This is a genomic window from Streptomyces sp. NPDC005408, assembly GCF_040606445.1.
GTDB lineage: Bacteria > Actinomycetota > Actinomycetes > Streptomycetales > Streptomycetaceae > Streptomyces.
Genome location: NZ_JBEXEX010000011.1, coordinates 1 through 16567, shown reverse-complemented (window position 1 = coordinate 16567; position 16567 = coordinate 1). Strand labels below are relative to the sequence as shown.

Sequence of the window (16567 nt, the reverse complement as noted above, 5' to 3'; positions counted from 1 at the left end):
TGAAAGCCTCAGCTGCGACCCTGCCTGCTGGTGGCGTACTTGTCGGCGAGCCTGGTCAGTGCCACCGCGGCGACCAGGAGTCCGAAGTCGCGCAGCGCGATGTCGTAGTGGCCGGGAATGCTGAGCAGGTTGACGATGATGCCGAGGAGCCATCCGGCGACCAGCCAGCCTCCGAATCGTGGTGCGAGTGCGACGACGAGGCCTGCCACGATCTCGATCACGCCTACGGCATACATCGCTGCCTGGGCGCTGCCCGGAACGATGTCGTCGATCCAGGGCGCGAGGTAGCCGGGCCAGTCCACGAGGACATTGGCGAACTTGTCCAGGCCGAACAGGATCGGGGCCACCGTGAACACGATGCGCAGGCAGAGAAACGCCTGGTAGCCGGGGTCGGGCAGCGCGGCCCGCCAGGGGGTGACGGGCGGCGCGGACACGGATGAGGACATGGGTCCTCCTTCTCTCGAATTTTCTATCTACAACTTTCATTGACGATAGAAGCTCCGTCTCTCTTAAGTCAATGGCCGTGGGTTTTACACTTGTGCCGTGGACCAGACCCATGACGCAGACCTCTCGGCCGTCGCCGCCCTCGACGAGCCCACCCGCAGACGGCTGTACGACCACGTCGTACGGCAAGTGGCACCGGTCGGTCGCGACGAAGCGGCCGAGACTCTGGGCCTTGCGCGGCAGACCGCCGCGTTTCATCTGGACCGTCTCGCCGAGGAAGGCCTGCTCGATGTCGTGTACGAACGGCGCAGCGGACGGAGCGGACCGGGCGCCGGACGGCCCGCCAAGCTCTACCGGCGTTCGTCGAAGCAGGTCACCGTCAGCCTGCCGGGGCGCCGTTACGACCTCGCCGGGCGGCTGCTCGCGCAGGCGTTGGAAGAGTCCGAGGCCACGGGTGAGCCGCCACGGGCGGTACTTCACCGCAAGGCCCATGACATGGGCAAAGAGCTCGGTACGCAGGACGCAGTCGGCGCCCTCGACCTCCTGGAGCGGTACGGGTTCGAACCGCGCTCCGAGGGGGATGCCGTGGTCCTGGGGAACTGTCCATTCCACACGCTGGCTCGTGAGCACACCGAGACGGTGTGCGGCATGAACCTCCAGCTGCTGGAAGGCTTCCTCGAGGGACTGCACGAGACCGGGCTCCGGGCATGCCTGGCGCCCGCTCCCGGCCGCTGCTGCGTCCGCCTGGAACCGGCCTCGGGGAAATAGGCCGTTGCATACGGAGCGGTTGGCTGGGTAGGTCGTGCGGCGAGGTGCGCCCGCTGACAACTGCCCCCGCGTGAGGGCCAACACCCAACTCGCCGTCTGGGCACGGCGCGCTCGGACTTCCGGCCTGGGCGGGTGAACAGGCTCACGCCGCATGAACAATAAGAACTCAATGATCAGGTCATGGGATTGCTGCCCGTCCTTCCTTAGCATCGCCCCTGCCGCGCAACGGTGCGCCAATGAGGACGAGGAGCACGCCCATGTCCAGGCCCAGATCCCTCGCGTCCGGTATCCGTACGTGGTCCGGAACCCGTCGGCGCCGGCGTGCAGCCGTGACGGCCGGCATCGCGGGACTTGTTGTCGGTTCGCTCGCCGGCCCGCCTTCCGCCTCGGCGGCGGCGGCGAGCGAACCGACACCCGCCGCGTGCCCGGCCGCCGTGACCGGAAAGGCCACGTGTTACACCGGCCAGGATGCCCATGGCGCCTACTACGCGATCGCCATCCCCAAGGAATGGAACGGCTCGCTCGTCATGCACGCCCACGGAGGCCCTGACCTCGGCGAGGGCTCCGACCCGGACCGCAGCATCGGCGACCTGGATCGCTGGTCGGTGATGGTGGACGAAGGCTATGCCTGGGCCGGCTCGTCCTATCGCCGCGGCGGCTACGGGACCCGGATGGCCGCCGTCGACACCGAGAACCTGCGCCGCCTGTTTGTCGAGGAGTTCGGCAAGCCGAGGCGGACCTATGTACACGGCCAGTCCTGGGGCGGCAACGTCGCCGCCAAGGTCGTGGAGGTCTACGGCGCGGCGAAGTACGGCCGGTACGACGGGGCGTTGCTCACCAACGGTGTCCTCGGCGGCGGTTCGCGCGGGTACGACTACCGTGTGGACCTGCGCGTGGTCTACCAGTACTACTGCCGGAACCATCCCCGCCCGACCGAGCCCCAGTACCCGCTGTGGGAAGGGCTGAGGGTTACCTCGACCATGACGACCGCGGGGTTGCGTGCCCGCCTGCAGGAATGCACGGGATACGCCTCCGCACCGCATGAGCGGACCGCTGTGCAGCAGCGCAATCTAGACGACATCCTTGCCGTCACAGGAATACCGGAGCGAGCCCTGGAGTCGCATCTGCGGTTCGCGACGTTCACCTTCCGCGACATCGTGCACAACCGGCTGGGCGGGCGTAATCCGTTCGGCAATCAGGGTGTGCGCTATTCGGGATCCCATGACGACGAGGCGCTCAACGCCGGCGTTGAGCGGTTCTCCGCCGACTCGACCGCCGTGCGTGACCTCTCCTACGACAGCGACATCACCGGCAAGGTCTCGATCCCGGTCCTCACTCTCCACGCGATCGACGATCCGACGGCGTTCGTCGAGCACGAGGTGGCCTACCGCGACAGCCTCCAGGGCGCCCACCGGGAGAGGAATCTGGTGCAGACCTTCACCCGGGAGAGCGAACACAGTGGGTTGAGCAACTCTGAGTACGCCAACTCGATCTCGGCGCTGGACGCCTGGGTACGCACCGGGAGGAAGCCGACGCCGAAGTCCATCGCGGCATCCTGCACGGCATTCGACCGGACGTACGGCACAGGCTGTTTCTACGACCCGGGCTTCGCCCCCGATGCCTACGCCTCGCGGGTCAACCCCCGGCCGGGCGGTCTGCGTTGGCCGGCCATGACCGCTGCCCAGGAGAAATCCTGGAGCCGGTGCGACGGCGTGGGCATCGCCCCTTGAGCCGCACCACCGACCTGGGACAGAGCCTGCTGCCGTCCAGACGCATCGGGCTTCTCGCCCCCACCGTGGGGAACGTGTCGGGTGCCCGGTCCGCCTGATGCGCACGCGGTGCAAAGGCTCAGGCGTCGTCCCTGAGCCGGTCGCGCTGGATCTGGTGAGCGAGTGTGCGACGCACAGAGGCTGATCCGGTGGTGGTGACCTTCGCGGGGATGTCGAGACCACGGCTGATCTCGTCGTAAGCGGCCCGGTAGCTGCCAGGCATCTCTGTCTGGTGCAGCATCAGGTCCTCTTCGACGAGGCGCCGCAGCTCGTCGACGTTCTGGGGTGTGAAGCGCTTCTTCCCCCTGGCGATGGCATTGACGTAGCGCGTACAGCGGGCGGTTTCGTAGAAGGTCTCGGAGATTTCCTCAGCGAGGCCCCACAGGCGTCCTTCGAGCCAGGGCGCGTCGTGCTGGTCGAGGGAGAGCCGCGTCGGGGGGAGCGGGTCGCCCATCTTGTACTTCGTCACCTGCTTGGACACGGCGGGCTGACTCATGTCGGTGAGCTGGGCGATTCTGTCCTGGGTCCAGCCGAAGCCGGCGAACAGCTTGATCATTTCGGTGCGTAGCTTTCGCATCTCCTCGCCCGCACGGATGACCTCGTTCATGCCGGCGAGCATCCGCTCGGCCTGTTCCTCGGTCAGCGTTTCGGGCTTCTGGTGCGTGTCCTCTTCGCCTGCCATGGCTCGGTTATATACCCGAGCACCCCGTCACTTCATAACCGGGTTGTATAACCGGGTTATGGGGTGCAGGATGCAGGTCATGCCTACCTTCTCCGCGCCTGACGGAACCCAGCTCGCCTACCGCGTGATCGGAAACGGCGACCCGGTCGTCTGCCTCCCGGGAGGTCCCACGGACTCCCGCTACCTCGGCGACCTCGGCGGCCTCTCCACGCACCGCAAGCTCATCGTCTTGGACCTTCGCGGCACCGGCGGGTCCGCGATTCCCGACGACACCTCCTCCTACCGCTGCGATCGCCTGGTCGACGATGTCGAGGCCCTGCGCGAACACCTCGGACTCCGCGCCATGGACCTGCTCGGCCACTCCGCCGGCACGAATATTGCGACGCAATACGCGGCCCGGTACCCGAACAACGTCAGCAAGCTCGCCCTGATCGGCCCCGGTACCCGAGCCGTTGGTATAGCGATCACCGGGGAGATGCGACGCGAGCTCGCGCAGCTGCGGAAGAACGAGCCCTGGTTCCCGGCGGCGTTCGCCGCCCTGGAGGCGATCACCGAAGGCACGGGCAGCGACTGGGAGGCCATCACTCCCTTCTTCTGCGGCCGTTGGGACGCCACGGCACAGAAGCACCATGCAGCCGGCCGGCCGAGCAACAAGGAAGCTGTCACTCTCTTCGCCGCCGAGGGCGCCTTCGACCCGCAGACCACTCGTGCGGCACTCGCCGACTGCACGGTACCTGTCCTGCTGCTCGCCGGAGAGTTCGACTTGAACAGCCCCCCTCAGTCCGCGGCCGAGTTCGCGGCGCTGTTCCTCGATGCGACGCTCGTGGTGCAGCCGGGAGCGGGCCACTACCCCTGGCTCGACGACGCCGACCAGTTCGTGGCGACCACTGCGGCATTCCTGGGATGAAGGTGGCCTAGGTCCAATGCCGTTGCCTTTGCTGTAGGCGTACTGTGCATGGCAGTGGGTCCCGGGGGTGGTTCGGGTGGCTGCGAGTGTGTCTGACTTATCGGGTCTCGGTCTGTTGACCTGGGTGTATCCGCCCGGTTTGGTGGATCGGGTGGTGTCGGCGTGCGGGCGTTCTGAGCAACGTCAGCGGCTGCTTCCCGCGCGGCTGGTGGTGTACTTCGTGCTGGGGCTGGCCCTGTTCTCGCCTGCCCCGTATCTGGAAGTGCTGCGCCATCTCGTCGAGGGCTTGCGGGGCTTGGGGCTGCTGGGCAACTGGCGTGTTCCGGCGAAGTCCTCCCTGTTCAGAGCCCGGCAGCGGCTGGGCTCCGAGCCGCTGCGGGTGCTGTTCGCCACGACTGCGAAACCAATGGCCACCGAGGCGACGCCCGGCGCGTTCTGGCGGGGCTTGCGGCTGCTCGCCGTCGACGGCACGTGCTGGGACGTCGCGGACAGCGAAGCCAACGAGACTGCCTTCGGACGGCCAGGCAGTGGCCGCGGGTCGGGCAGGAGCGCGTTTCCGCAGGTGCGGATGGCAGCGTTGGTGGAGATCGGCAGTCATGCGGTGCTGGACGCGGAACTGGCCGGCTGCCGCACCGGGGAGGTCACTTTGGTGAGCCGCCTGCCGCGTTCGGCCGGCCCAGGTCAGCTCGTCCTGGCCGATCGTGAGTTCCTCGGGGTCCCGTTGTGGCAGGCGTTCACCGCCACCGGCGCCGACCTGCTGTGGCGGGTGCCCGCCAACCGCGTCCTGCCCGTCACCAGGCAGTTCCGCGACGGATCATGGCTCTCACACATCAGAGCGAGCAGCGGCCGAGCCCGCAAGGAGCCGCCGGTCGTGGTCCGTGTCCTGGCCTACCGGCTCAAGGACCGGGCCGGTGAGGGTGAGACCGACGGCTATCGCCTGGTCACCACCCTGCTGGACGCCCGACGGTATCCGGCCCGGCAGTTGGCCGCGCTTTACCGCGAACGCTGGGAGATCGAGTCCGTCTTCGCCGAGATCAAGACCCATCAGCGCGGCGCACACGTCGTGCTCAGCAGCAAAACACCCGACGGTGCCCTCCAGCAGATCTGGGCACACCTGTTGGTCCACCACGCTCTGCGTGAACTCATGCTGAGAACGGCCGCCACTCGCGGCCTGGAACCTGACCGGATCTCCTTCACCGAAACCCTGCGCTCTGCCCGGCGCAGCGTGACCGTCACGCCGGGCAGTTTTTCCCCCTGACCTCCTGGTCAGGGCCTTGGCGATGCTCGAGCAGGACCTCCTGGAACGGCTCCTGCCCGTCAGACGCCTCCGCAGCCAGGCCCGCGTCGTGAAACGCAAGATGTCCAACTACCACCTCAAGCGAACTGAACACCGCGCCTGGCCACAGCCGACCCGCACCGGACCTCAAGCCGTCCTCATCACAAGACCCCAACCCGCAAGCCCGTAACGCAACGGCATTGGGCCTAGGTCCTGTCCGGTCGATCAGGCCGGGGGCACCTCCCGTGCCCGAAGGGCTACGGGGGAGTGCCGTGCCAGGGCACGCGAGCCCGGCAAGATCCGAACGACAGGCCCTAGGGGCAATGCCGTTGCCTTTGCTGTAGGCGTACTGTGCATGGCAGTGGGTCCCGGGGGTGGTTCGGGTGGCTGCGAGTGTGTCTGACTTATCGGGTCTCGGTCTGTTGACCTGGGTGTATCCGCCCGGTTTGGTGGATCGGGTGGTGTCGGCGTGCGGGCGTTCTGAGCAACGTCAGCGGCTGCTTCCCGCGCGGCTGGTGGTGTACTTCGTGCTGGGGCTGGCCCTGTTCTCGCCTGCCCCGTATCTGGAAGTGCTGCGCCATCTCGTCGAGGGCTTGCGGGGCTTGGGGCTGCTGGGCAACTGGCGTGTTCCGGCGAAGTCCTCCCTGTTCAGAGCCCGGCAGCGGCTGGGCTCCGAGCCGCTGCGGGTGCTGTTCGCCACGACTGCGAAACCAATGGCCACCGAGGCGACGCCCGGCGCGTTCTGGCGGGGCTTGCGGCTGCTCGCCGTCGACGGCACGTGCTGGGACGTCGCGGACAGCGAAGCCAACGAGACTGCCTTCGGACGGCCAGGCAGTGGCCGCGGGTCGGGCAGGAGCGCGTTTCCGCAGGTGCGGATGGCAGCGTTGGTGGAGATCGGCAGTCATGCGGTGCTGGACGCGGAACTGGCCGGCTGCCGCACCGGGGAGGTCACTTTGGTGAGCCGCCTGCCGCGTTCGGCCGGCCCAGGTCAGCTCGTCCTGGCCGATCGTGAGTTCCTCGGGGTCCCGTTGTGGCAGGCGTTCACCGCCACCGGCGCCGACCTGCTGTGGCGGGTGCCCGCCAACCGCGTCCTGCCCGTCACCAGGCAGTTCCGCGACGGATCATGGCTCTCACACATCAGAGCGAGCAGCGGCCGAGCCCGCAAGGAGCCGCCGGTCGTGGTCCGTGTCCTGGCCTACCGGCTCAAGGACCGGGCCGGTGAGGGTGAGACCGACGGCTATCGCCTGGTCACCACCCTGCTGGACGCCCGACGGTATCCGGCCCGGCAGTTGGCCGCGCTTTACCGCGAACGCTGGGAGATCGAGTCCGTCTTCGCCGAGATCAAGACCCATCAGCGCGGCGCACACGTCGTGCTCAGCAGCAAAACACCCGACGGTGCCCTCCAGCAGATCTGGGCACACCTGTTGGTCCACCACGCTCTGCGTGAACTCATGCTGAGAACGGCCGCCACTCGCGGCCTGGACCCTGACCGGATCTCCTTCACCGAAACCCTGCGCTCTGCCCGGCGCAGCGTGACCGTCACGCCGGGCAGTTTTTCCCCCTGACCTCCTGGTCAGGGCCTTGGCGATGCTCGAGCAGGACCTCCTGGAACGGCTCCTGCCCGTCAGACGCCTCCGCAGCCAGGCCCGCGTCGTGAAACGCAAGATGTCCAACTACCACCTCAAGCGAACTGAACACCGCGCCTGGCCACAGCCGACCCGCACCGGACCTCAAGCCGTCCTCATCACAAGACCCCAACCCGCAAGCCCGTAACGCAACGGCATTGGCCCTAGGGGGTGTCTCACGCCGCCGCTCGGGAGCGGGCCTCGCCCTCCTGCCTCCCGTCCACGTCGTGGTGAATGGACGTCCCTGAACCGGTCAGCGGAACCCCCGTCCCGCCCCGGCGCGCTGCGACGATCTCCGCCGCGATGGACAGGGCCGTCTCCTCGGGGGTGCGGGCGCCGAGGTCGAGGCCGATCGGGGAGCGCAGGCGGGCCAACTCGCCGTCGGTGACGCCGGCTTCGCGCAGGCGCCGGTTGCGGTCCTCGTGGGTGCGGCGCGAGCCCATCGCGCCGACGAACGCGACCGGCAGCCGCAGAGCCGTCTCCAGCAGGGGAACGTCGAACTTGGCGTCATGGGTGAGTACGCACAGGACGGTTCGCTCGTCGGTCGCGGTGCGCCGGAGGTAGCGGTGCGGCCAGTCGACCACGAGGTCGTCGGCCTCGGGGAAGCGGACGCGGGTGGCGAAGACCGGCCGGGCGTCGCACACGGTCACGTGGTAGCCCAGGAACTTGCCCGCCCGTACGAGTGCCGCCGCGAAGTCCACGGCGCCGAAGACGATCATCCGGGGCGGTGGCACCCTCGACTCCACGAACAGTGTCACGCCGCCCGGGCAGCGCGACCCGTCCTCCGCGATCTCGACGGTGCCGGTGCGGCCGGTGTCCAGCATCGCGCGGGCCTCCGCCGCCGCCGTCCGGTCCAGTTCCGGATGTCCGTCGAGGCTGCCCTCGTACGATCCGTCGGGGTGGACGAGCAGCGCCCTGCCGAGCAGTTCGCCCGGGCCCCGGGCCATCCGGGCGAGTGCCGCCGCCTCTCCTCGGGCCGCGGCCGACACCCCTGCCTGGAACACCGCCGCGTCCGCGCGCACCGGCGTGACCAGGACTTCGAGGACGCCACCGCAGGTGAGTCCCACCGCGAAGGCGTCCTCGTCGCTGTATCCGAACCGTTCGCGGACCGTCCGGCCGTCCTGGAGCGCCTGGACGCACAGGTCGTACACCGCCCCTTCCACGCAACCGCCGGAGACGGACCCGATGGCGGTGCCGTGACTGTCGACGGCCAGGGCGGCGCCGGGACCGCGCGGCGCGCTGCCGCTGACGGCCACGACGGTGGCGACCGCGAAGTCCCGGTCCTGATCGAACCAGCGGTTCAACTCTTTGGCGATGTCAAGCACGCCGGGCTTCCTCCGCCGCCCGACGCCGGGCTTCGTCCGCCGCCCGCAGGACGCGGTCGGGACGGATCGGAAGGTCCCGGTGGCGTACGCCGGTCGCGTGCCACACCGCGTTGGCGATCGCAGCGGCGACGCCCACGACGCCGATCTCGCCGATGCCCTTGATCCCGACCGGGTCGTCCGGGACGGGGTCGTCCACCCAGTCCGCCTCGATGAGCGGCACGTCGGCGTGCGCGGCGAAGTGATAGCCGGCGAGGTCGGCGCCGACGTGGCTGCCGGAGGCCTGGTCCCTGATCGCCTCCTCGTGGAGGGCCATGGACAGCCCCCACGTCATTCCGCCGATGAACTGGCTGCGGGCGGTGAGCGGGTTGACGATGGTGCCCGCGGCGTAGATGCCGAGCAGCCGTCGCACGCGCACCTCGCCCGTGCTGACATCCACCGCGACCTCGGCGAACTGCGCTCCGAAGGAGTGCCGTTCCTGCTGCGCGAGGGCGCCGATGGCCTCGGCGGTGTTCGACCGGGTGGTGATCCCCTCCGGCGGAATGCCGGCTCCGAGGGCCAGTCGCTCCCGCAGCTCGCCCGCCGCGAGTGTCACCGCCCACGCCCAGGAGCGGGTGCCCGTCGAGCCGCCCGCGATCATCGCCGGACCGAGGTCGCTGTCCGCGATGCGCACACGGATGCGGTCCGTATCCACCTCAAGCGCGTCCGCGGCCACCACGGTGATCGCGGTTCGTGCCCCGGTCCCGATGTCCGTCGCGTTGATCCGCACGGTGAAGGTTCCGTCCGGCTCCGCGGTCACGGCCGCCGTGGACGGGCCGACTCCTGAGGGGTAGGTGGCCGCCGCCGTTCCGGTCCCGAGCAGCCAGCGCCCCTCACGGCGCAGGCCGGGACGCGGGTCCCGGTCCGCCCAGCCGAACCTGCGGGCGCCCTCCTCGAAGCAGGCGAGCACATTGCGGCTGCTGAACGGCAGCCCGGACACGGGTCCCGTCTCGGGTTCGTTGCGTGCGCGCAGCGCGATCGGGTCCATGCCGGCCTTCTCGGCCAGTTCGTCGAGGGCGGATTCGAGGGCGAAGGATCCCGGTGCCTCGCCCGGGGCACGCATCCAGGTCGGGGTTGGAACATCGAGCCGTACGAGTCGGTGAAGTGTGTGATGCGCGTCGGCGTCGTACATCACGCGCCCCATCGCGGCGCTCGTCTCGACGAATTCATGCACGGTCGATGTAAGGCTCTGGGCCTGGTGGTCGAACGCGCGCAGCCGGCCCTCCGCGTCGGCGCCGAGCCTGATCCGTTGCACGGTGGGGCTGCGGTAACCGACGAGGGAGAACATCTGGCGGCGGGTCAGTACGACGCGGACCGGGCGATGGAGGACGGTCGTGGCCATCACGGCGGCCACTTGGTGCGGGCTCAGACCCTTCGATCCGAAGCCACCGCCGACGTGCTCGGCTCGCACCCGTACGGAAGCCGGATCGAGTGAGAAGAGCGATGCGAGTTCGCCCGCCACCCAGGTGCTGCCCTGGTTGGAGTCGACGACATCGAGCCGGCCGCCGTCCCAGCGAGCCGTCGCCGCATGCGGCTCCATCGCGTTGTGGTGTTCCTCCGGTGTGGTGTACTCCTCGTCCACGACGACGGCGGAAGCGTCGAGTTGGGCCTCTACGTCCCCCTTCTCCGTCTCGGCCTGGACCATCGGGTTGTTCTCCGGCGTGTACGCGCCGGAGTGTCCGGCGAAGAACGCGACGTCGTGCGGCTCCTCGTCGTATCGAACCACCAGCGACTCGGCGGCCTCCCTGGCCTGCTCGGACGTCTCGGCCACGACCAACGCCACCGGCCAGCCCACGAAGGGCACACGGTCGTGCTGGAAGATCCCGAGGATGGGGTTCGGCCGCCCCAGCATGCCCACATAGTCGGTGTCGACGCGCGGCGCGTTCCCGTGGTGCAGCACGGTGAGGACGCCGGGCATGGCCAGGACGGAGGCGTCCTCCACGGAGCGGATACGGCCACGGGCCACGGTCGACAACACCAGCCAGCCGTGGGCGAGTTCGGCGAACGGAATCTCTCCGGCGTAGCGGGCCGCCCCGGTGACCTTGTCGTGGCCCTCCACGCGGGTGTGGGCGCGGCCGACGGCTCCGGTCACGGCGGAGCTTGTGGTCGTCGTGGTCGGCGTCGTCATCGGGCCGCCTCCTCGGTGAGTTCGGTCAGCACGGCCACGACGAGGTTGCGCATCAACGTCACCTTGTATCCGTTCTCGGGAAGTGCCTCGGCGGCGGCCAGTTCGGCATCCGCCGCGGCGGCGAACGCCTCCGCGCTAGCCGGGCCGCCGATCAGCACCCGTTCGGCCGCACGGGCCCGCCACGGCCGGGACGCGACCGCCCCGAACGCGAGGCGCACGTCGCGTACGACATCGTCCTGGACGTCGAGGGCGGCGGCGATCGAGCCGATCGCGAACGCGTACGAGGCGCGCTCGCGCACCTTGCGGTACCGCGAGTGGGCGGCGACCGGGGCCGGCGGCAGGGTGACGCCGGTGATCAGCGCGCCGGGCGGCAGGGCGGTCTCGATGTGCGGGGTGTCGCCCACGGGCAGATAGAACTGGGGAAGAGGCAACTCGCCCGGCCCGTCGGCCGTTTCGTACGAGATGACGGCGTCGAAGGCAGCCAGCGCGACCGCCATGTCCGAGGGATGGGTGGCGACGCAGTGCTCGGAGGCGCCGAGGATCGCATGGTTGTGGTGCTCGCCCGTGAGGGCGGGGCAACCGCTGCCGGGGGCACGCTTGTTGCACGGTTTGCTGAGGTCGGTGAAGTAGCCGCAGCGGGTCCGCTGGAGCAGATTTCCGCCGACCGTGGCCATGTTGCGCAGCTGTCCCGAGGCGCCGGCCAGGACGGCCTGCGCCAACGCAGGGTAGTGACGCCGTACGTCGGGGTGTGCTGCGAGATCGCTGTTGGTGACGGTCGCGCCGATGCGCAGCCCACCGTCGTGGGTGAACTCGACTCCGTCGAGAGGGAGGTCACGTACGTCGATGAGCAGTGCGGGCCTTTCCACGCCGGCCTTCATCAGGTCGACGAGGTTGGTGCCGCCGCCGAGGAAGCGGGCGTCGGGGTCGGCGCCGAGCAGGGCCACCGCTCCGGAGACGTCGAAGACGCGTTCGTAGCCGAATTCCCTCATGCCGCCGCCTCCTTGACCTCGGCCTCGGCCGCCTCGTTGACCTTTGCCTCTGCCGCCCGCGCGACCGCCTGCACGATCGACACATAGGCGCCACAGCGGCACAGGTTGCCGCTCATCCGCTCGCGGATCTCTTCGGCGGTGAGCGCAGGCACTCCCGCTTCGGGTCGGACATCCTCGGTCACGGCGCTCGGCCAGCCCGCCGCGTGTTCCTCGATCACCGCGAGGGCCGAACAGATCTGCCCCGGTGTGCAGTAACCGCACTGATAGCCGTCGAGGTCGAGAAAGGCCTGCTGCACCGGATGCAGCCGTTCACCATCGGCCACGCCTTCGATGGTGGTGATCGCGCGCCCCTCGGCCGCGACCGCTAGCTGAAGACAGGAAACGGCCCGGCGCCCGTCGAGCAGCACCGTACAGGCGCCGCATTGGCCCTGGTCACAGCCCTTTTTGGTACCGGTCAGATCGAGATGCTCGCGCAGGGCGTCGAGCAGGGTGGTGCGATGGTCGACGGGCAGCGTGTATTTCTCGCCATTGATGTTCAGGGTGATGGCGCTGGACGTCGATGGGGCCATGATCAGCCTTCTTTCGCATTGCTGATGCGCGTCGAACGAGACGATCCCGGCAGACAGTCCGGGAGGGAGAGGGTGCTGCGGGTGCATGAACCAGTGACGATGGGCACCGGTCGGCCACGCTGGCCGGATGCCGCTATGGTGGACCTAAACGGACAGCTGTCCGGTAGTCGTCAACTTAGCGGACAGCTGTCCGGTTAGCAAGGCGGGGCTGTGATTCCGGAAGGAGGACGAGTGCAGGAAGAGAAGAGCGCGACTCTGCGCTCGGACGCGCAACGGAATCGCGAGCGCATCCTGGAAGTCGCGCTGGCCGAGCTGACGCGGGCTGCGGACGCCCCGCTCAGCGCGATCGCGAAGAAGGCGGGCGTCGGGCAGGGGACGTTCTACCGCAACTTCCCCAACCGCGAGGCCCTCGTCCTGGAGGTCTACCGCTACGAGATGCAGCAGGTCGCCGACACCGCTGCCCAGCTGCTCCAAACCCGCGCACCTGACCAGGCCCTGAGGGAGTGGATGGACCGCCTGGCCCAGTACGCCATGGCCAAGGCCGGCCTCGCCGACGCGCTGCGCAAGACCACCAGCAAGTACGGCAGCCTGGCGCAGCTGGGTCACGGGCCGGTGACCCAGGCGGTCACGCTCCTGCTGAACGCGAACGAGGAGGCCGGCACCATCCGCCCGGGGCTGACCCCCGACGACTTCGTGCTCGCCATTGCCGGGCTCTGGCAGATCGACCCGCACAGCGACTGGCAGCCGCGTGCGACGCGACTGATGGACCTCGTGATGGACGGGCTGCGGGCGGGGGCGTCCGGAGCGGGCGGACCTGCGAGCGATGAGTCTGAGGCGGACGGGTCCCGGGCGGATGGGCCGTCGGACGGAGGGGCCTGAGCTGAACGGACCTTGGTCGCACGGAACTTGAGCGCGGGCAAGACGCGGCCCGGTCCTGCCCGAGAAGGCTCCTCGACAGTGACTACGACGGCAACGTCTTCATGAAACCCTGCGCCCCGATGGGCGCGAACTACTCCCAGCAGTGGTAGGGCGTCGGCAAGACGCTCGTCAACGTGCAGACCGGCCTGTGCCTCGACGGCAACGACAGCGGCGCCATCTACGCGTTGCCCTGCGACCCCAACGCGCGGAACCCGTACCAGGAGTGGCAGCGGTCCACGACGGAGCGCGCCATCTTCAACCCCAAGACCACGCGAGCGCTCAGCGCGGACTCGCCCCACGTCATCGGCGGGGCGTATCTCGACCTCGACCTCCAGCACTGGACCGTGACCAACGTGGACGGCGCGTGCGAGATGGAACCGCTGGCCATGGTGATCGACGAGGTACGGCCGGACATGTGGCGCGACTTCACGAAGACCGAGCAGAGCACCGACGGCCTCGGCTATCGCTGGAAGTTCACGGTGCAGGAGAACAAGGAGCTGTCGGTCTCCGCGACCTGGACTCCCGCATCGGTATCGAGTTCGGCATCGACAAGTTCAAGGCGTCCGCATCGGAAGAATTGAGCCGGGGCGTCACGACGAGGGAATCCATGACCGTGTCGCGGGAATTCACCGCGAATGTCCCGCAGGGGCAGCGGATGTATGCGGCCTACGGCGTGCACCTGCACAACATCGTCTTCCACTGGCACCGCTCGTCGAAGGACTGCACGAACCTGGACAGCCCTCCGAACACCATGGAGATTCCGTTCGCCCAAGGGTTCCACTGGAACTGTGAGACGGCGATCGACAAGAACTGCGAGCAGAGGATCCGGGAGGCCAACCCGACTCCCGGGCCGTCCGCGCAGGCGGAATCCGCTGAGGCGGGGCCGGTCTCGTTCGCGGACTACGTCTTCGACCCCAAACTGAGCCCGGACCAGGACCCCGGCCCCAACCCACCGGCCCCCAAGGCGACCAGCGTCACCTACACGGGACCGCGTTCCTCCGCATACCACGCACCCTTCGTCGCCTCGGCGCGCGTGACCGCCGGTGACAGCGCCGTCAGTTCCGGCACCGTCACGTTCACCCTCGGCGGCTCCTCGTGCACCACGGTGCCCAATCCCTCGGGCAACGCCGCGTGCTGGCTCACCCCGAAGGAGGTACCCGGGCAGACGACCCTGCAGGCGCGCTACTCCGGCACGTCCCGGTACGAACCCAGCGCAACGTCGGTGGACTTCACCATCCTCAAACTACCCACCAACCTCACCTACACCGGCGTGAAACGCGTGGCCAACGGCGAACCAGCCGTCCTCTCCGCCGACTTGACCGAGGGCGAAGTGGGCACCACTGCGATCCAGGGCCGCACCGTGCAACTGGCCCTGGGCGAGGGCAGCGCCAAGCAGTCGTGCACGGCGGCCACCGACGAGCGCGGCACCGCGCGCTGCACCATCGCCTCGGTCGACCAGCCGCTGAACGCGGAGGCGACCGTCCCGGTGACGGCGGACTTCGCCGGCGACGCGTACTACCTGGGCTCACGCGACGCGGCGCAGGCGCGCCTGGAGTACTACACGGGACAGGCGACCGGCCTGACCGGCTCGGTGAACCTCCCGCTCGTCTCACTGTCCCTCGCACCGACACCGGACACCGGTCCCGTCCGTACGGCGCGGGCGTCCCGGACCGACACGCCCTGTGCGGTCTCGGCCGGAACCCTGCTGGTGAGCGCCGCCGGCCTGTGCCCGGAGGTGACCACCAGCCTGGCGCCCGGCACCTCGCGGGCCACATCGAAGATCGAGAAGGTGCACGTCGGGCTGCCGGGCGTGCCGGTGATCGACATCTCCGGGGTGACCGCGGAGTCGAAGACGACCTGCGCCGCGGCGACTGGATCGGCGACCATGACGCTCCGCATCGCGGGCGCCCAGGTGACAGTGCCGACCGAGCCCAACAGCACGGTGGCACTCCCGGGCGGCGGCCGGATCATCGTCAACGAGCAGTCACCGACGCCCGGCGCGGACACCGGCCTGACGGTCAAGGCCGCACACATCGTGGTGCCGGGCCTGTCCGGCAACCTCGTCGACCTCACCGTCGGCACGGCCGTCAGCGGCGCGCACAACTGCCGGTAGACGGAAAGGACCGAAGGAGGGCGACCGTTCCGTTAGCGGAGCGGTCGCCCTCTTGGGCTGTGAGGAGGATCCATGGCCACTGCCCAGTCCGCCCAGGGCCTCCTCGGCCGGCCGGCCTCGCGATCGCCAGTCCGAATGACTGACTGCTGCGGCCTGTCGCGCCGGGGTATCGCTGCTCTCATCTCGCACGCCACACCGATCCGCCGGCTGATCGAGGACGAGCATGTCCCCGGACGCAACTTCATCCAGATCGGCCTGCGCAGTGCCATCGCCCCCGACGCTGAACTGCTCGAGTGGATGCGCCATCACGGACTGCGCACGCATTTCATGGCCGAGATCGATCGACGCGGATTTGACGTGGTGCTCCAGCAGGCCATCGAAGAGGCACTGGACGGACCGGAGCATGTGTTCGTCTCGCTGGATATCAACGTGCTGGACCCGGCCTTCGCGCCGGGCACCGGCACGCCGGAACCGCCCGGCCCGACCAATCGCGAACTGCTGCCGGCCATCCGCCGGATCTGTCATGAGACGCCGGTCGTGGGCATGGACATCGTCGAGGTCGCGCCCCACCTCGATCCCCGCTACACCACTACGATGAACGCCCGCCGGGCCATCCTCGAGGCGCTGACCCGGATCGCCATGCGGCGAAAAGGCATGCCCGGCGCGGCCTACCTCGACTCGGAGGTCTACGGACCGCCGCACGGGGAGCAGACATAGGGCCGCCGCAGCATCCGTCAACGCATGTCATGCACTCGACCCGGGCGGGTTGTCGAAGCGGAGATGAGAGTCCTGCCCGCTGCGAGACTTCGTGATCCCTCACGAGACGGTGCGGCCCTACCTCGGACAGGGGAAAACGTAGCTAGGCGCAGGATGGGCACAGCCCGCGGTAGGTGACTTCGACATCGGACACCGTGAAGCCGAATCGCTCCTCCGCCGGGAGGTCGCCCAGCAGATTGCCGGTCGGGTGGACATCGCGGACGGTGCCGCAGCTGGAGCACACCAGGTGCTGGTGCGGGTG

The 16567-nt window shown here is 68.9% G+C and carries 15 protein-coding genes and 1 pseudogene; 9 read left to right on the top strand and 7 right to left on the bottom strand.

The window, feature by feature from the left end:
• Positions 1–8: 8 nt before the first annotated feature.
• Complete coding sequence (locus ABZS64_RS13305) at positions 9–446, bottom strand: hypothetical protein (RefSeq protein ID WP_355827561.1); 438 nt, start codon at positions 444–446, stop codon at positions 9–11.
• Between the two features lie 97 nt (positions 447–543).
• Here ABZS64_RS13305 and ABZS64_RS13300 point away from each other — a divergent pair, with 97 nt between their 5' ends.
• A complete protein-coding gene (locus tag ABZS64_RS13300) occupies positions 544–1212 on the top strand; it encodes a helix-turn-helix domain-containing protein (protein WP_355827560.1) in 669 nt (222 codons plus the stop codon).
• 257 nt (positions 1213–1469) lie between these two features.
• Entirely contained in the window at positions 1470–2942 is a 1473-nt protein-coding gene (locus ABZS64_RS13295) for a hypothetical protein (protein ID WP_355827557.1), read from the top strand.
• A gap of 118 nt (positions 2943–3060) precedes the next feature.
• On the opposite strand, the gene ABZS64_RS13290 is transcribed toward ABZS64_RS13295, so the two are convergent.
• A complete protein-coding gene (locus ABZS64_RS13290) occupies positions 3061–3663 on the bottom strand; it encodes a sigma-70 family RNA polymerase sigma factor (RefSeq protein WP_355827554.1) in 603 nt (200 codons plus the stop codon).
• A gap of 79 nt (positions 3664–3742) precedes the next feature.
• Here ABZS64_RS13290 and ABZS64_RS13285 point away from each other — a divergent pair, with 79 nt between their 5' ends.
• The 3 genes from ABZS64_RS13285 to ABZS64_RS13275 all read left to right on the top strand — a co-directional run bounded on the left by ABZS64_RS13285 (position 3743) and on the right by ABZS64_RS13275 (position 7411).
• The gene (locus ABZS64_RS13285) at positions 3743–4570 is read left to right on the top strand and encodes an alpha/beta hydrolase (RefSeq protein WP_355827551.1); all 828 of its coding nucleotides are present in this window, start codon (positions 3743–3745) and stop codon (positions 4568–4570) included.
• Positions 4571–4658: 88 nt separating this feature from the next.
• Entirely contained in the window at positions 4659–5828 is a 1170-nt protein-coding gene (locus ABZS64_RS13280; protein ID WP_355827549.1) for an IS4 family transposase, read from the top strand.
• Positions 5829–6241: 413 nt separating this feature from the next.
• Entirely contained in the window at positions 6242–7411 is a 1170-nt protein-coding gene (locus ABZS64_RS13275; RefSeq protein ID WP_355827546.1) for an IS4 family transposase, read from the top strand.
• Positions 7412–7647: 236 nt separating this feature from the next.
• On the opposite strand, the gene ABZS64_RS13270 is transcribed toward ABZS64_RS13275, so the two are convergent.
• The 4 genes from ABZS64_RS13270 to ABZS64_RS13255 are packed head-to-tail and all read right to left on the bottom strand — an operon-like array spanning position 7648 to position 12518.
• The gene (locus ABZS64_RS13270; RefSeq protein WP_355827543.1) at positions 7648–8796 is read right to left on the bottom strand and encodes an XdhC/CoxI family protein; all 1149 of its coding nucleotides are present in this window, start codon (positions 8794–8796) and stop codon (positions 7648–7650) included.
• Complete coding sequence (locus ABZS64_RS13265) at positions 8789–10960, bottom strand: xanthine dehydrogenase family protein molybdopterin-binding subunit (protein WP_355827540.1); 2172 nt, start codon at positions 10958–10960, stop codon at positions 8789–8791. Before ABZS64_RS13265 ends, ABZS64_RS13270 begins: the two co-directional genes overlap by 8 nt.
• Positions 10957–11949: a xanthine dehydrogenase family protein subunit M gene (locus ABZS64_RS13260; protein WP_355827537.1), complete on the bottom strand. Its 993-nt coding sequence runs from the start codon at positions 11947–11949 to the stop codon at positions 10957–10959. The genes ABZS64_RS13265 and ABZS64_RS13260 overlap by 4 nt, the downstream gene beginning before the upstream one ends.
• The gene (locus ABZS64_RS13255) at positions 11946–12518 is read right to left on the bottom strand and encodes a 2Fe-2S iron-sulfur cluster-binding protein (RefSeq protein ID WP_355827535.1); all 573 of its coding nucleotides are present in this window, start codon (positions 12516–12518) and stop codon (positions 11946–11948) included. The genes ABZS64_RS13260 and ABZS64_RS13255 overlap by 4 nt, the downstream gene beginning before the upstream one ends.
• Before the next feature lie 231 nt (positions 12519–12749).
• Here ABZS64_RS13255 and ABZS64_RS13250 point away from each other — a divergent pair, with 231 nt between their 5' ends.
• From ABZS64_RS13250 to ABZS64_RS13235, 4 genes are all read left to right on the top strand, one after another.
• Positions 12750–13397 carry a TetR/AcrR family transcriptional regulator gene (locus ABZS64_RS13250; RefSeq protein WP_355827532.1) on the top strand — a complete coding sequence of 216 codons (648 nt, stop codon included), beginning with the start codon at positions 12750–12752 and terminating at the stop codon, positions 13395–13397.
• Between the two features lie 173 nt (positions 13398–13570).
• Positions 13571–14017 carry a hypothetical protein gene (locus ABZS64_RS13245; protein ID WP_355827529.1) on the top strand — a complete coding sequence of 149 codons (447 nt, stop codon included), beginning with the start codon at positions 13571–13573 and terminating at the stop codon, positions 14015–14017.
• 26 nt (positions 14018–14043) lie between these two features.
• Entirely contained in the window at positions 14044–15549 is a 1506-nt protein-coding gene (locus tag ABZS64_RS13240; protein WP_355827526.1) for an Ig-like domain-containing protein, read from the top strand.
• Between the two features lie 72 nt (positions 15550–15621).
• Positions 15622–16266: an arginase family protein gene (locus ABZS64_RS13235; RefSeq protein WP_355827524.1), complete on the top strand. Its 645-nt coding sequence runs from the start codon at positions 15622–15624 to the stop codon at positions 16264–16266.
• A 142-nt stretch (positions 16267–16408) separates the two neighbouring features.
• Here ABZS64_RS13235 and ABZS64_RS13230 read toward each other — a convergent pair.
• A pseudogene (locus ABZS64_RS13230) lies at positions 16409–16567 on the bottom strand (transcriptional repressor); the annotation flags it as partial.

Coding starts and splice junctions, on each gene's coding strand:
- ABZS64_RS13285 (WP_355827551.1), top strand. CDS start 3,743: ATGCCTACCTTCTCCGCGCCTGACGGAACCCAGCTCGCCTACCGCGTG.
- ABZS64_RS13295 (WP_355827557.1), top strand. CDS start 1,470: ATGTCCAGGCCCAGATCCCTCGCGTCCGGTATCCGTACGTGGTCCGGA.
- ABZS64_RS13305 (WP_355827561.1), bottom strand. CDS start 446: ATGTCCTCATCCGTGTCCGCGCCGCCCGTCACCCCCTGGCGGGCCGCG.
- ABZS64_RS13260 (WP_355827537.1), bottom strand. CDS start 11,949: ATGAGGGAATTCGGCTACGAACGCGTCTTCGACGTCTCCGGAGCGGTG.
- ABZS64_RS13265 (WP_355827540.1), bottom strand. CDS start 10,960: ATGACGACGCCGACCACGACGACCACAAGCTCCGCCGTGACCGGAGCC.
- ABZS64_RS13255 (WP_355827535.1), bottom strand. CDS start 12,518: ATGGCCCCATCGACGTCCAGCGCCATCACCCTGAACATCAATGGCGAG.
- ABZS64_RS13235 (WP_355827524.1), top strand. CDS start 15,622: ATGGCCACTGCCCAGTCCGCCCAGGGCCTCCTCGGCCGGCCGGCCTCG.
- ABZS64_RS13240 (WP_355827526.1), top strand. CDS start 14,044: ATGACCGTGTCGCGGGAATTCACCGCGAATGTCCCGCAGGGGCAGCGG.
- ABZS64_RS13290 (WP_355827554.1), bottom strand. CDS start 3,663: ATGGCAGGCGAAGAGGACACGCACCAGAAGCCCGAAACGCTGACCGAG.